The sequence below is a fragment of the Methylobacterium sp. WL1 genome (assembly GCF_008000895.1).
Taxonomy (GTDB): domain Bacteria; phylum Pseudomonadota; class Alphaproteobacteria; order Rhizobiales; family Beijerinckiaceae; genus Methylobacterium.
This window is the reverse complement of the sequence record NZ_CP042823.1, coordinates 3,386,097-3,398,656: the sequence shown is the minus strand read 5'-3', so window position 1 is coordinate 3,398,656 and position 12,560 is coordinate 3,386,097. Positions and strand designations below refer to the sequence as shown.

Below are 12,560 nucleotides of genomic sequence, written 5' to 3'. Positions count from 1 at the left end.
GCGCGTCTCGGCCTTCGCCTCAGACGTGCATGATCTCCTTCTCCTTCGAGGCGAGCACGCCGTCGATCTCGGCGATGTACTGGTCGGTCGCCTTCTGGACGTCGGCGGCCTGGCGCTTCTCGTCGTCCTCCGAGATGGCGCTGTCCTTCAGGAGCTTCTTGAGGTGGTCGAGCCCATCCCGGCGGACGTGGCGCACGGCGACGCGCGCCTCCTCGGTGTACTTGTGGGCGACCTTGACCATCTCCTTGCGGCGCTGCTCGTTCATCTCGGGTATGCGCAGCCGGATGGTCTGGCCCTCGGTCTGCGGGTTGAGGCCCAGATCGGATTCGCGGATCGCCTTCTCGACGGCGGTGACCATGCTACGGTCCCAGACCGAGATCGACAGGAGCCGCGGCTCCGGAACGCTCACGGTTGCGACCTGCGCCATCGGCATCGACGAGCCGTAGGCATCGACCTGGATCGGATCGAGCAGCGAGGGCGTGGCGCGTCCGGTCCGCAGGGATCCGAGATCCTTGGAGAGCGACGCGACCGCGCCCTGCATGCGGCGCTTGATGTCGTTGAGGTCGAATTCCGGTGTGGCCATGGTGGTGGTCCCGACAGATCTGACGTCGTCTTCTCGCCCGGTACGGGCAGTCGCGGCCTCAATGGCGGAATTTTCCCGGTGCCGCAAACCTCTGGAGCATCGTCCCGAAAGGTGACGACCTGTTTTTGGACACCAACGATGCGCGTCGAGGAGCGCGCGTCCCGGGCCGGATCAGGGCGCCACGAGGGTAGAGGGTGCCTCGCCGGACAGGATCCCGGCGATCGAGCTCGGCGGATGCAGCGAGCCGACCACGATCGACAGCCGGCTCTCGCGGGCGAGCGCGAAGGCTGCGGTGTCCATCACCTTGAGGTCGCGGGCGATCGCCTCGTCGTGGGTCAGGCGGTCGTAGCGCGTGGCGTGCGGGTCTTTCTTGGGGTCGGCCGAGTAGACACCATCGACCTGCGTGGCCTTGAGCACGGCGTCGCAGCGCAACTCGGCGGCGCGCAGCACCGCGGCCGTGTCGGTGGTGAAGAACGGGTTGCCGGTTCCGCCGGCCAGGACCACCACCTGACCCTTGTCGAGGTGGTGCAGGGCCGGTTGGCGGGCATAGGTCTCGCAGATCGTCGGCATCGATACCGCCGACATGGTCCGGGCCGGCACGCCCGCAGCGTTGAGCGCGGTCTCGATCGCCAGTGAGTTCATCACGGTGGCCATCATGCCTAGGGAATCACCCGTGGCCCGGTCGATCCAGCCGGCCGCCGAGATGCGGGCGCCACGGATCATGTTGCCGCCGCCGACCACGATGGCGATCTCGGCCCCGGACTCGATCGTGCGGGCGATGTCCTCGGCGAGCGCCGCCAGCGTCGGCGGATGGAGCCAGTAGCCGTCCGGGGCGGCCAGGGCCTCGCCCGACAGCTTGAGGAGGATACGGCGAAACGGCGTCGCTTCCGGCATCTCGATCTCCGGTTCCATACCGCATCACCCGAACCCGCGAGGCTTCTACGTCAGCCGCGGGATCGGCGTCGAGGGGCGGACGTCGATCCCGGCGGGGATCACGGGGACGAAGTCCCACCGACACGCGATCGACGTGCAGCTTTGGCAGAGGAGCGGGGCACGCCATCGGGATGAACACCCGGGATTTCATGCGCATCGCACTCGTCATTAACGTCGCGTCCGGGGCCGTGGCGTCCGGCACGACGCCGGAGGCGATCCGGGAGAAGCTCGTGGCGGCCGGGATCGAGCCCCTGGGGGAGGCCGACCGCGGGGCGGCTCTGCCGGTACGGATCGCCGCCGCAGCGTCGGAGCCGGGCATCGACGCCCTGGTGGTCGCTGGTGGCGACGGCACCATCGCGTGCGCGGCCGCCGCCCTCGTCGGGAAGGCGACGCCACTCGGCATCCTGCCGCTCGGCACGCTGAATCTCCTGGCCCGTGATCTCGGCGTGCCGCTCGATATCGATGCCGCGGTGGCGGCCCTCGTCTCGGGCACCCGGCGGCGGATCGACGTCGGTGAGGTCAATGGCCGCACGTTCCTGATCAACTCTGTGCTCGGCCTGCCGGCGCGGGTGACGCGGCACCGGGAAGTCCATCGCCGGCAACTCGGCTCGCGCAGCCTGCTGCGCTGGATCCACGGGGTTTTGCGCCATCTCGTACGCTATCCGCGGCTGACCGTGACCGGCACGATCGACGGCGTAGCGCGGACCTGGCGGTTCCGGCTGCTGGCGGTGGTGATCGGCGACTATGCCGAGCGGCCCGGCCACGTTCTGGTGCGGTCACCGAACGATGCCGGGCAGCTCACCCTCTACGTCCTGTCGCAGCTCTCGCTGGTGCGAACCCTCCGCCTCGCCCTCGGCTTCGCGTTGGGCGACTGGCGGCGGCTGCCGGACGTGGAACGGCTGCCGGCCGCCAACCTGACCATCGCATCGGAGACGCGGGCGCTGCGGGTCATGAACGACGGCGAGGTGATGCTGCTCCCGACTCCGCTGCGCTACCGGATTCACCGGCGGGCGCTGACCGTAATCGTCCCCGGGATGGGCGAACGCCGGTGAGACGGATCAGTCACATCTCCGACCTGCATTTCGGCCGTACCGACCCGGCCGTGGCGGAGGCCCTGATCAACGAGCTGAACGCCGATGCGCCGGACCTGATCGTAGCGTCTGGCGACTTCACCATGGCTGCACGGCCGTCGGAATTCGCGCAGGCCCGCGCCTTCCTCCATCGCCTGAAGACGCCTTGGATCGGGGTGCCGGGCAACCACGACATCTCGCCGTTCCGGCTGGTCCAGCGCTTCGTGTCCCCGTTCACGCGCTATCGGCGCGCCATCGCGGCCGAGACCGAGCCGTGCTTTGAGGACGCCGAGATCGGGGTCGTCTGCCTCAACACCGCACGGCGCTGGGCGCCGGAGCCGAATTGGTCGCACGGCGTGATCCGCCGCAGCCAGCTCGCCCGAGCGGAGGCCCGTCTCTGTGCGATGCCCGACCAGCTGTTCAAGATCGTGGTCGGCCACCACCCGTTCCTGCCGCCGCCCTGGGACCCGGGAACGCGCACGGTCGGGCACGCCGACCGGGCCTTGGCCTTGTTCCGCCGGTGCGGCGTGGGGCTGACGCTCGCCGGCCACCTGCATCGGCACTATGCGCGCTACGCGGAAGGAGGGGGATCAGTCCCCGATACGCTCGACCGGACTCTGGTCCCAGCACGCCCGGGGCGGCTGCTGACCATTCAGGCCGGCTCGGCGACCTCGACGCGCCTGCGGGGCAACGAGCCCAATTCCTATAATCGCATCATCGTCGCGGAGGGCTGCGCCACCGTCCGGGTCCGGGTCTGGGACGGGGGCGCCTGGATCGATCTAGCGCCGGCATGACTGAAGCGTTCACGCCGGCGCCGTGTTTCAGCTCCCGGCGAACAATCCGACGGAGCCCAAAAGGGTCATGACCAAACCGGACGCGAACACGCCGATCATCAGGTAGGAGAAGGTTTTCAAAGCCATGGACGGCATGTAGCGCGGCCGTATCGAATCGCGTGTGCGCTGCAGCACGGGGCGTCGGGGATGAGGATCCGAACGCAGCCCGCGCAGCGTCTTATGGGCAGCGATGGGCGGAGATCAGCCCGGCCGCTCATAGGCAAGGTTCGGACCGAAGCAGGCACTTCAGTTCTTCGCAAGACCCCGTCCGGACCTTCTAACTCGCCGTATCCGAGGTTACGCTCGCAACCCGGATTGCCACCGCGAAAGGAAGTGCCGTGCCGGACGGAACGACTGCATTGAAGCCAAATGAACCGGACTACGACCGCCTACTTCGGGCGAACCTCGAACGGGTGTTCAACGAACGCGACAGCGCCAAGCGTGATCACGCGTTGGATGAACTCTTCGTTGCCGATCCGGTCATGTATGAACCGGCCGACGTCGTCAGGGGACGCGCCGCAATTTCCGCCGTCGCCGGCAAGCTCCTCGAGGAGTTCGGGTCAAACTTCCGCTTCGTGCCTGATGGCGCTGCGACCGGGCATCACGGGTTCGGCGTTCTGCGCTGGCATGCCGGCCCACAGGATGGCCCGGTCACCCTCAACGGCTCAGACGTTGCGGAAATCGTCGAGGGTCGGATTACGCGCCTTTGGGTGATGCTGGACCCGCCGACAAAGTAGAGGCGCGTGCTGGACGTCGACACGGTGCATCAGATGCCGCGATGAGCGTCCGCTCGAGGGCAGCAATCGATCGGTGTCGAGGGAACGCTTCGAGCCCGCCACCGCCCTGGAACCGCCAAGCCGCGTCGTTCAAATCGTGGCCCCACCCATAAATAACCCCGCCCGGCTCGCGCCGGGCGGGGTTTCGAATTTCCGAACCCAAGGGTCCGAAAAGGATCAGGCGCGGCCGGCCTGCTGGGCGACTTCGGTGGCGAAGTCCGGGCCCTCTTCCTTCTCGATGCCTTCGCCCAGGGCGTAGCGGACGAAGCCGGTCAGGGCGACGGCGCCGCCGACCTTGCCGGCGGCTTCCTTGAGCACCTGGCTGACCGTCTTCGAGCCGTCGTGCACGAAGGGCTGCTCCAGGAGGGTGACCTCCTTGTAGTAGCTCTTGAGGCCGCTCTCGACGATCTTGGCGAGCACGTGATCCGGCTTGCCGGCGTTCTTCTCGCGCAGGATGTTCGACTCGCGCTCCAGGGTTGCGGCGTCGACGCCCGACGCGTCCAGCGCCACCGGGTTGGTGGCGGCGACGTGCATGGCAATCTGGCGGCCGAGCGCCGACAGGGCCTCGACGTCACCCTCGGACTCGAGCGCCACCAGCACGCCGATCTTGCCGAGGCCGTCGGAGACCTGGCTGTGGACGTAGGAGGCGATCACGCCCTTCTTGATCTCGAGCTTGGCGACCCGCCGCAGGTTCATATTCTCGCCGATTGTGGCGATCAGGCTCTGCAGCTTCTCCGAGACGGTCTCAGTGGCGCCCGGGAAATGGGCGGCCTGGAGACCCTCCAGCGTGCCGTCGGTGTTGAGGGCGATCTTGGCGGCTTCGCGGGCGAAGGCCTGGAAGGCGTCGTTGCGGGCGACGAAGTCGGTCTCGGAATTGACCTCGACGATCGCAGCGTGATGGCCGGCGGATTCCACGGCGACCAGGCCCTCGGCGGCGACGCGGCCGGCCTTCTTCGCGGCCTTGGCGAGGCCCTTCTTGCGCAGCCAGTCGATGGCCGCCTCGATGTCGCCCTGCGTCTCGTTGAGCGCGCCCTTGCAGTCCATCATGCCCGCGCCGGTCTTCTCCCGGAGCTCCTTCACCATCGCGGCGGTGATGTTGGCCATGGCGGTCCCTTTCGTATGGTCTGGATGAGAGAGGCCCGGCACGCGGGTGAGCGGCCGGGCCCGATAAGGTTGGATCCGCGACACCCCGATGGCCGGGGCGTCGCGAGGTCCGGAAGGCTTACACCGCGGCGGCGGCCTCGACGAAGCCGCGAGCCTGCGAGACCCACGAGTCGCGGTCGATGCGGCCGTTGAGCTTCAGGTCGGAATCAACCTTGGCGACCTCCTCGGGCGTCATCGCGGCGATCTGCCAGTAGTGGTAGATGCCGGCATCGTTGAGCTTCTGGACGATCTGCGGACCGGCGCCGTGGAGCTTGGTCAGGTCGTCCGGCGCGCCGCGCGGGGCGGCGAGCAGCTCGAAATGCTCGGTGGTCTCGGCGAGCATCGCCACGTCGGCCGGATCGAGCGCGTCGGACTCGACCGAGACGGCGGCGGCGTCGTTGGCCGGCAGCTCCTCGGCCTGCGGCTCCTCGGAGGCGCCCAGATCGACGCCCGACGACCCTTGGGCCCGCGAGATGCCGTCGATGGCGGCCTTCGCGATCAGGTCGCAGTAAAGCGCGATGGCGCGGCCGGCGTCGTCGTTGGCCGGAACGATGTGGGTGATGCCGTCCGGGTTGCAATTGGTGTCGACGATCGCGGCCACCGGGATCCCGAGGCGGTTGGCCTCCTTGATCGCCAGCTGCTCCTTGTTGGTGTCGATCACGAACAGCAGGTCCGGCACGCCGCCCATGTCCTTGATGCCGCCCAGTGCCTTCTCCAGCTTGTCCTTCTCACGGGACAGCATCAGGCGCTCCTTCTTGGTCAGGCCCGGGCCGCCGGTCTCGAGCGTCTCGGTGACCTTGCGCAGGCGCGAGATCGAGCCCGAGATGGTCTTCCAGTTGGTGAGCATGCCGCCCAGCCAGCGGGAGTTCACATAATACTGGGCCGAGCGCTTGGCGGCGTCCGCGATCGTGTCGGCGGCCTGGCGCTTGGTGCCGACGAACAGCACCCGGCCGCCCTTGGCCACGGTGTCGCTCACCGCCTGAAGCGCGGTGTGCAGCGCCGGGACGGTCTGGGCCAGGTCGATGATGTGGATGTTGTTGCGGGTGCCGAAAATGTACGGCTGCATCTTCGGGTTCCAGCGGTGCGACTGGTGACCGAAATGGGCGCCCGCCTCGAGCAGCTGACGCATAGAAAAATCGACGGCCATATCTTTTTACTCTCCGGTTGGATCCGCCGCGGAGGGATGCAGCCGCCCGAAAGATTCGGTCGGCCACCGGAAGACGCCTCATTCAGGCATGAGGCCGGCTCCGCGTGTGGGATGGGCGGGCGCTTAGCAGAGGACGGGGCTCGATGCAAGGATTTGGGTGACGCGCAGGGAGCGGCTCGAGGCGTTCGCAACCGGTCGCGCTCGGCTCTGATGATGCTCCGATGGCTGCCGTCGCATTCGCTATGCTGACGTTCGCCGGAGGCCGCTTCAAGGGGCGGCAAACACCCTCGCAACATCGGGCTCGTTCATCACCCGATACCCCCCGGCCGGAAGGTCGGTCGGCAGGTCGAGCCCCCCGATTCGGTCCCGATGCAGCGCCACGACATGGTTGCCGATCGCCGCGAACATTCGGCGGACTTGGTGGTAACGGCCCTCGGTCAGCGTGACCGCGCAGTGGGCCGGATCTTCCTGCTCCAACTGCACCGGCAGCAACGGCCGGTCCTCACCCTCCAGCATCAGCGTGCCGGACGCGAAGGTGGCCGCTTCGGTCCCGTCGAGTGGCCGGTCCAGGGTGACCCGGTAGCGCTTCGCCACGTTCGCCTTGGGGGCGATGATCCGATGCAGCAATGCGCCGTCATCGGTGAGCAGCAGCAGGCCCGAGGTCTCCTTGTCGAGGCGCCCCACCGTCGAGAGCGGCGGGTCGCGCCGCCGCCAGCGCTCCGGCAGCAGCCCGTAGACCAGCGGGCCGGCCTCCTTGTGCGAGCAGGTCACGCCCAGCGGTTTGTGCAGCATCAGGCACAGCCCCGGCAACGGATCGACCGGTGCGCGGTCGATGGTCAGCCGCTGCGGGAGGTCCGGATCGAGGGCGATCCGGTCACCGGCATCCGCCACCTCCGCGCCGTCCAGCAGGATCGCGCCGCCCCGCGCCAGATTCTGGATCTCGCGGCGCGATCCGTAGCCGAGGTTGGCGAGCAGCTTGTCGAGCCGGACGGACTTCGTCGCCATCATCGGCGCGCCTCGTAGACCCGGTAGCCGCCGGCCTGCACCGTGACCGCGACGTCGCGGAAGGCCGCCCCTAGGGCGGTCTCGTACGGGAGGTGCGCGTTGGCCACGAGCCACAGCGTGCCGCCCTTCCGCAACGCCTCGGCGGCCCGGGCGATGAACGTCCGGCCGAGCGCCTGGTCCTCGGTGCCGCCATCGTGGAACGGCGGATTCATGACGACGAAATCGAGGCTCCCCGGTACCGTGCCGCCCGCCCGGATGTCGGCCCAGACGATCGTGGCGCGCGGGTCGGCGACGTTGCGATGCGCCATGTCTACGGCGCGGCGATCGACCTCGACCAGCGTCAGCGCCGTGACGGCGGGCGAACCCAGGATTACCCGGGACAGGATCCCGAGGCCGCAGCCGAGATCGGCGCCCCGTCCCTTCATCGCCGGAAGGTTGGCCAGGAGCAGCGCCGTGCCGGGATCGAGCCGATCCCAGGAGAAGATGCCCGGCTGCGTGCACAAGGCCAGGTTGTCGACGTGGCGCGGCCCGCCCTCGTCGATCGCGGCCGCGAGCCCGGTCGGTTCCGGCGGCCGCACCAGCGTGCAGATCCGGTGGTGGCGGCGCGGCTCGTCGGCCGCTTGGCATTCGAAGGCGGCCAACTCCTTGGCCAGCCGGGCACCACCCCGGTCCTTCGGGGCGAGCGCCATCATCCGGCCGCCGGGCACGAGGGCCCGCAACGTATGGGCGAGGACGTAGCGCCGCTCGATAGTGCCGGGCGGTGCCAGCACGGTCGCGGCGTCGAGGCTGCCCTCGGACAGATCTTCGAGCCGGGCAGAGCCGGGGATCAGGGGGGACAGCTGGACGGCGTCACCGGGGACCTCGGCGAGGTCAACCGGCGGCAGGCCGTAGACGGCGTGGCGCATGAATGATTCAGGATCTGGAGAGCTGGCATCGGAACGCGAATCCACGGCGGAGCGGGAAACCCGCGCCCGACTCGGATCATCCGGGGGGAACGATGCCTGTTACACTGGAATGGGCCCGGAAGCCCAGCCTCAGGATCCGCGCACCTCGCCGTCCGATCTCGACCGAGCCTCCAACCGGCAACCGGTGCGTGTGTGCAAACTGACGCGGCCACAGCCGTTCACGAAACCCCGGATCCGGGTCTATCGTGTCTGCCATGACCGTTCCGATCGATCCGCGCCCGTCCCTGCAGCATCCGGACGACGATCCCTATCTCTGGCTGGAGGAGATTGACGGGCCGGAGGCGCTGGCCTGGGTCGAGGGGCGCAACACCGAGACCCTCGCCCGCTACGGCGATGCCGCCTTCGCCCGGGACCGCGACCTCGCACGTGCGATCCTCGATCGGCCGGATCGGATCCCGCTGGTCTCGCGGCGCGGCGGACAGCTGTACAATGTCTGGAAGGATGCCGAGCATCCGCGCGGTCTGTGGCGGCGCACCGACGAGGCGAGCTTCCGGACCGGGGTGCCGGACTGGGACATCCTGCTCGATCTCGACGCCCTCGCCGTCGCGGAGGGCGAGGATTGGGTCTGGGCCGGATCGTCGATCCTGAAGGACGGCCATGATCGAGCCCTGCTCTCCCTCAGCCGGGGCGGCGGCGATGCCAAGGTCGTGCGCGAATTCGACCTGACGGCCTGCCGCTTCGTGGCCGACGGCTTCGTCCTGCCTGAGGCGAAGGGCGGGGCTGCCTGGCTCGACCGCGATACGCTGCTGGTGTCGAGCGCCTACGGCGACGGCATGGCCACACGTGCGGGCTACCCACGCACCATTCGGATAGTATCGCGCGGCTCGGATCCACAGGCCGCTGCGGTGCTGTTCGACGTGCCCGAGACCAGCATGGCCGCATGGGCCTCGGTCGATCGGGAGACGGGCGTCGAGCGGCTCGTCTTCATCGAGCAGGTCGGCTTCTTCGATACGAAGATCCACTTGGGCGACCGGACTGGCCCGCGCACGGAGCTCGACCTGCCCTCCGACGCGGATGTGCAGATCGACCGGGATTACCTCGCCGTGCGACCGCGCCAGCCCTGGCCCGTGGACGGCGTAGAGCACGCGACCGACACCGTGCTGGCGCTGCCGCTCTCCGAGTTCCTGGCCGGACGTCGCGACTTCGCGGTGCTGTGGCAACCGGACGAGCGCCGCGCGCTCCAGGACGTGTTCTGGTCGGCGGGGCGCCTGTTCGTGCATGCGCTCGACGATCTGCGCCCGACCTACACGGTTTGCACGCCGGGGGACGATACTTGGACGACGCAGCCGTTGGAGGGGCTGCCGGCGCTCGGCAGCGTCAATGTCTGGCCCCTCGACGGCGATCCCGAGGAGGCGGACGGCACGCTGCTGGCGCTGGTGCACGACCCCGTGACGCCCGCGACGCTCCTCATCATCGCGCCGGATCTCGGAGCACCCGCGGTCTTACGCGCAACGCCGCCGGCCTTCGACGCGCGTGGATTGCGCGTGACCCGGCATGAGGCGATCTCGGCCGACGGAACGCGCGTTCCCTATGTTCAGACCGGCCCGGAGGGCCAGACCGGCGAGGCCCCGGTGCACATGACCGCCTACGGCGGGTTCCGGATCCCGCTGCTGCCGAGCTACGCGCCGGTTCTCGGGAAGCTCTGGATGGAGCGGGGCGGTACGAACGTCGTCGCCAATATCCGCGGCGGCGGCGAGTTCGGGACGCGCTGGCACGATGCCGGCCGCCGCGAGGGCAAGACCCGGGCGCATGACGACTTCGCAGCGGTCGCGGCCGACCTCGTCGCGCGCGGCGTGACGCGGCCGGGCCGGATCGCCGCGGAGGGCGGATCGAACGGCGGCCTGCTTATCGCCAACATGCTGACCCGCTATCCGGAGCGGTTCGGGGCCCTGTTCTGCACGATCCCGCTGATCGACATGCGCCGCTACACTAAGCTCCTGGCCGGGGCGAGCTGGATCGCCGAATACGGCGATCCGGACGACCCGCAGGACTGGGCGTTCATCCGTGCGATCTCGGCCTACCATGCGGCTGAAGCAGACCGGCCCTACCCGCCGATCCTGCTGGCTACGAGCCGCCGTGACGACCGCGTGCATCCGGGCCACGCACGCAAGATGGCCCGGAAGCTGAACGCGCTGGGCTATGACGCGGCCTTCTACGAGCCGGCCTCGGGCGGACACGGCTACGGCAAGGACAATGCCGAGGCGGCGGCCTTCCTGGCGCTGTGCCTGACCTTCCTGCGCCGGTCGATCGGCTGGTCCGAACCGGACGCCTGACGAACGCGAGACCCCTGAATGTCTCAGGGGCTCAGCCGCCGAACCCCGCCAAAGGGCCTCGCCCCTTGATACCCGGTTCAGCCGCGCGGGAATTCGAGACCCATCTCGCGGTAGCGGGCCGGGTCGTCGGCCCAGTTCTCCCGGACCTTCACGTGCAGGAACAGGTGGACCATCGTGTCCGCCGCCTCGGCGATTTCGATGCGGGCCGCCTGGCCGATCGCCTTGATGGTCTGGCCGCCCTTGCCCAGGACGATCGAGCGCTGGCTCTCGCGCTCGACGAAGATCGTCTGCTCGATCCGCACCGACCCATCCGCCCGGATCTGCCACTGGTCGGTCTCGACCGTGGACCGGTATGGCAATTCCTCGTGCAGCCGGTCGTAGATTTTCTCCCGGGTGATCTCGGCGGCGAGCATGCGCAGCGGCGCGTCCGAGACCTGATCCTCCGGATAGAGCCACGGACCCGGTGGCATCCGGGCGGCGAGCGCCCGACGGAGATCGCCGACGCCATCGCCCTTGAGCGCTGAGATCATGAAGGTCTCGGCAAAGGGAGAGGCCGCATTGAGCTTGGCGGCGAGATCGAGCAGCCGCTCGCGCGGGATCAGGTCGATCTTGTTGAGGATCAGCATCTTCTCGCGCTTCACCCCGCCCAGTCGGCTCAGGATCGCCTCGACCTCGTCGTCCAGGCCCTTGCAGGCGTCGACCAGCAGGCACACCGCATCCGCGTCGGCGGCGCCGCTCCAGGCCGAATGCACCATCGCCCTGTCGAGCCGACGCTTCGGCGCGAAGATGCCGGGGGTGTCGACCAGGATGACCTGGGCTGATCCCTCGATCAAGATGCCGCGCACCAGCGCCCGGGTCGTCTGCACCTTGCGTGAGACGATCGATACCTTCGTGCCGACCAGGTTGTTGAGGAGCGTCGACTTGCCGGCATTCGGCACGCCGATGAGCGCGACGAAGCCCGCCCGGGCATCGGCGGGCGTGCCCGGGAGCGCCGAGGGGCCCTTCGGTGCCGAGCCCTCGGCCGGGCCGTCATCCTGTGCGTCGTCGTGATCGTGATCGGTCATGCTGTCTCCGTCGGTCCCGCCTCGGGGACGGTACCGATACCCTCGCGCTCCATCAGCGCGCGGGCGGCCTCCTGCTCGGCGACACGCTTCGAGGTGCCCTCGCCGTGTCCCGGCTCGAGCCCCTCGACCTGTACGGCAATGCGGAACCGGGGCGCATGATCCGGGCCGGTGCGCTCGACCACCGCGTAAATGGGGATCGGCAGGCTCCGGCCCATTGCCCATTCCTGCAAGGCGGATTTCGCGTCGCGGCCGCGATGGGCCGACAGGGGCTCGGTCGGGTGGAAATGCGCCTCGACGATCAGGCGCGCCGCGTCGAAGCCGGCATCGAGGTAGACCGCCCCGAGGATCGCCTCGCACACGTCGGCCAGGATCGTCTGGTTGCGGCGGCCGCCGCCCATCACCTCGCCCTGGCCGAGGATCAGGTGCGGCCCGACCTCCCAGGAGGCCGCCACCGCCGCGCAGGTCTCCCGGCGCACGAGGCCGGCCAGGCGACGCGATAGGTCACCCTCGTCGGCGTCCGGAAAGGCGGCATAGAGCCGGTCCGCCACCGCCAGCCCGAGCACGCGGTCGCCGAGGAATTCCAGGCGCTGGTAGCTGCCGCCGCGTCCGATGGCCTTGCTGGTATGGGTCAGGGCCCGGGTCAGCAGGTTCTGATCGGCGAAGGTGTGGCCGATCCGCTCCTCCAGGACACCGAGCGGCGGCCTGGGCTTGTGGGAACGCCGCGCCCGGGAAGACGGTCGGGCCTGTCCAGCCTCGTCCAAGTCCGGG

At 69.0% G+C, this 12,560-nt stretch carries 12 protein-coding genes; 4 read left to right on the top strand and 8 right to left on the bottom strand.

The genetic code is table 11. The features are described from left to right. Positions 1-19 precede the first annotated feature (19 nt). Together frr and pyrH are read right to left on the bottom strand one after the other, a co-directional pair. Positions 20-583: a ribosome recycling factor gene (gene frr / locus FVA80_RS16535; RefSeq protein WP_147855135.1), complete on the bottom strand. Its 564-nt coding sequence runs from the start codon at positions 581-583 to the stop codon at positions 20-22. A 171-nt stretch (positions 584-754) separates the two neighbouring features. After that, positions 755-1,477 carry a UMP kinase gene (pyrH, locus tag FVA80_RS16530; RefSeq protein WP_147908130.1) on the bottom strand — a complete coding sequence of 241 codons (723 nt, stop codon included), beginning with the start codon at positions 1,475-1,477 and terminating at the stop codon, positions 755-757. Positions 1,478-1,665: 188 nt separating this feature from the next. Between pyrH and FVA80_RS16525 the strand changes: the two genes are divergently transcribed. The 3 genes from FVA80_RS16525 (at position 1,666) to FVA80_RS16515 (ending at position 4,156) form a co-directional block, all read left to right on the top strand. After that, on the top strand, positions 1,666-2,568 hold the full coding sequence (locus FVA80_RS16525; protein ID WP_147908129.1) for a diacylglycerol kinase family protein: 903 nt from the start codon (positions 1,666-1,668) through the stop codon (positions 2,566-2,568). Next, positions 2,565-3,380, top strand: a complete 816-nt coding sequence (locus tag FVA80_RS16520; protein ID WP_147908128.1) for a metallophosphoesterase — start codon at positions 2,565-2,567, stop codon at positions 3,378-3,380. Before FVA80_RS16525 ends, FVA80_RS16520 begins: the two co-directional genes overlap by 4 nt. 377 nt (positions 3,381-3,757) lie before the next feature. Further along, positions 3,758-4,156, top strand: coding sequence for a nuclear transport factor 2 family protein (locus FVA80_RS16515; RefSeq protein WP_246691982.1), 399 nt, complete (start codon positions 3,758-3,760; stop codon positions 4,154-4,156). 216 nt (positions 4,157-4,372) lie between these two features. On the opposite strand, the gene tsf is transcribed toward FVA80_RS16515, so the two are convergent. The 4 genes from tsf to FVA80_RS16495 form a co-directional block, all read right to left on the bottom strand. Then, a complete protein-coding gene (gene tsf, locus FVA80_RS16510; RefSeq protein WP_147908127.1) occupies positions 4,373-5,299 on the bottom strand; it encodes a translation elongation factor Ts in 927 nt (308 codons plus the stop codon). Between the two features lie 118 nt (positions 5,300-5,417). Further along, complete coding sequence (locus FVA80_RS16505; protein WP_147908126.1) at positions 5,418-6,485, bottom strand: 30S ribosomal protein S2; 1,068 nt, start codon at positions 6,483-6,485, stop codon at positions 5,418-5,420. A gap of 267 nt (positions 6,486-6,752) precedes the next feature. Continuing rightward, a complete protein-coding gene (locus FVA80_RS16500) occupies positions 6,753-7,493 on the bottom strand; it encodes a pseudouridine synthase (protein WP_147908125.1) in 741 nt (246 codons plus the stop codon). Further along, positions 7,490-8,395: a class I SAM-dependent methyltransferase gene (locus tag FVA80_RS16495; protein ID WP_147908124.1), complete on the bottom strand. Its 906-nt coding sequence runs from the start codon at positions 8,393-8,395 to the stop codon at positions 7,490-7,492. The genes FVA80_RS16500 and FVA80_RS16495 overlap by 4 nt, the downstream gene beginning before the upstream one ends. Positions 8,396-8,649: 254 nt before the next feature. On the opposite strand from FVA80_RS16495, the gene FVA80_RS16490 reads away from it, so the two are divergent. Next, positions 8,650-10,728: a prolyl oligopeptidase family serine peptidase gene (locus FVA80_RS16490; RefSeq protein ID WP_147908123.1), complete on the top strand. Its 2,079-nt coding sequence runs from the start codon at positions 8,650-8,652 to the stop codon at positions 10,726-10,728. A gap of 77 nt (positions 10,729-10,805) precedes the next feature. Here the strand turns inward: FVA80_RS16490 and era are convergent, their stop codons facing one another. Both era and rnc read right to left on the bottom strand, forming a co-directional pair. Next, positions 10,806-11,792 (bottom strand): GTPase Era, encoded by a 987-nt coding sequence (era, locus tag FVA80_RS16485; RefSeq protein ID WP_147908122.1) that lies wholly within the window; start codon positions 11,790-11,792, stop codon positions 10,806-10,808. Further along, positions 11,789-12,553 (bottom strand): ribonuclease III, encoded by a 765-nt coding sequence (rnc, locus tag FVA80_RS16480; RefSeq protein WP_147908157.1) that lies wholly within the window; start codon positions 12,551-12,553, stop codon positions 11,789-11,791. The genes era and rnc overlap by 4 nt, the downstream gene beginning before the upstream one ends. Positions 12,554-12,560: the final 7 nt, after the last annotated feature.

Bases quoted from the DNA above. Each gene is read 5' to 3' on its own strand.
- frr (WP_147855135.1), bottom strand. From the start codon at position 583: ATGGCCACACCGGAATTCGACCTCAACGACATCAAGCGCCGCATGCAG.
- pyrH (WP_147908130.1), bottom strand. From the start codon at position 1,477: ATGCCGGAAGCGACGCCGTTTCGCCGTATCCTCCTCAAGCTGTCGGGC.
- FVA80_RS16525 (WP_147908129.1), top strand. From the start codon at position 1,666: ATGCGCATCGCACTCGTCATTAACGTCGCGTCCGGGGCCGTGGCGTCC.
- tsf (WP_147908127.1), bottom strand. From the start codon at position 5,299: ATGGCCAACATCACCGCCGCGATGGTGAAGGAGCTCCGGGAGAAGACC.
- FVA80_RS16505 (WP_147908126.1), bottom strand. From the start codon at position 6,485: ATGGCCGTCGATTTTTCTATGCGTCAGCTGCTCGAGGCGGGCGCCCAT.
- FVA80_RS16500 (WP_147908125.1), bottom strand. From the start codon at position 7,493: ATGATGGCGACGAAGTCCGTCCGGCTCGACAAGCTGCTCGCCAACCTC.
- FVA80_RS16495 (WP_147908124.1), bottom strand. From the start codon at position 8,395: ATGCGCCACGCCGTCTACGGCCTGCCGCCGGTTGACCTCGCCGAGGTC.
- FVA80_RS16490 (WP_147908123.1), top strand. From the start codon at position 8,650: ATGACCGTTCCGATCGATCCGCGCCCGTCCCTGCAGCATCCGGACGAC.
- era (WP_147908122.1), bottom strand. From the start codon at position 11,792: ATGACCGATCACGATCACGACGACGCACAGGATGACGGCCCGGCCGAG.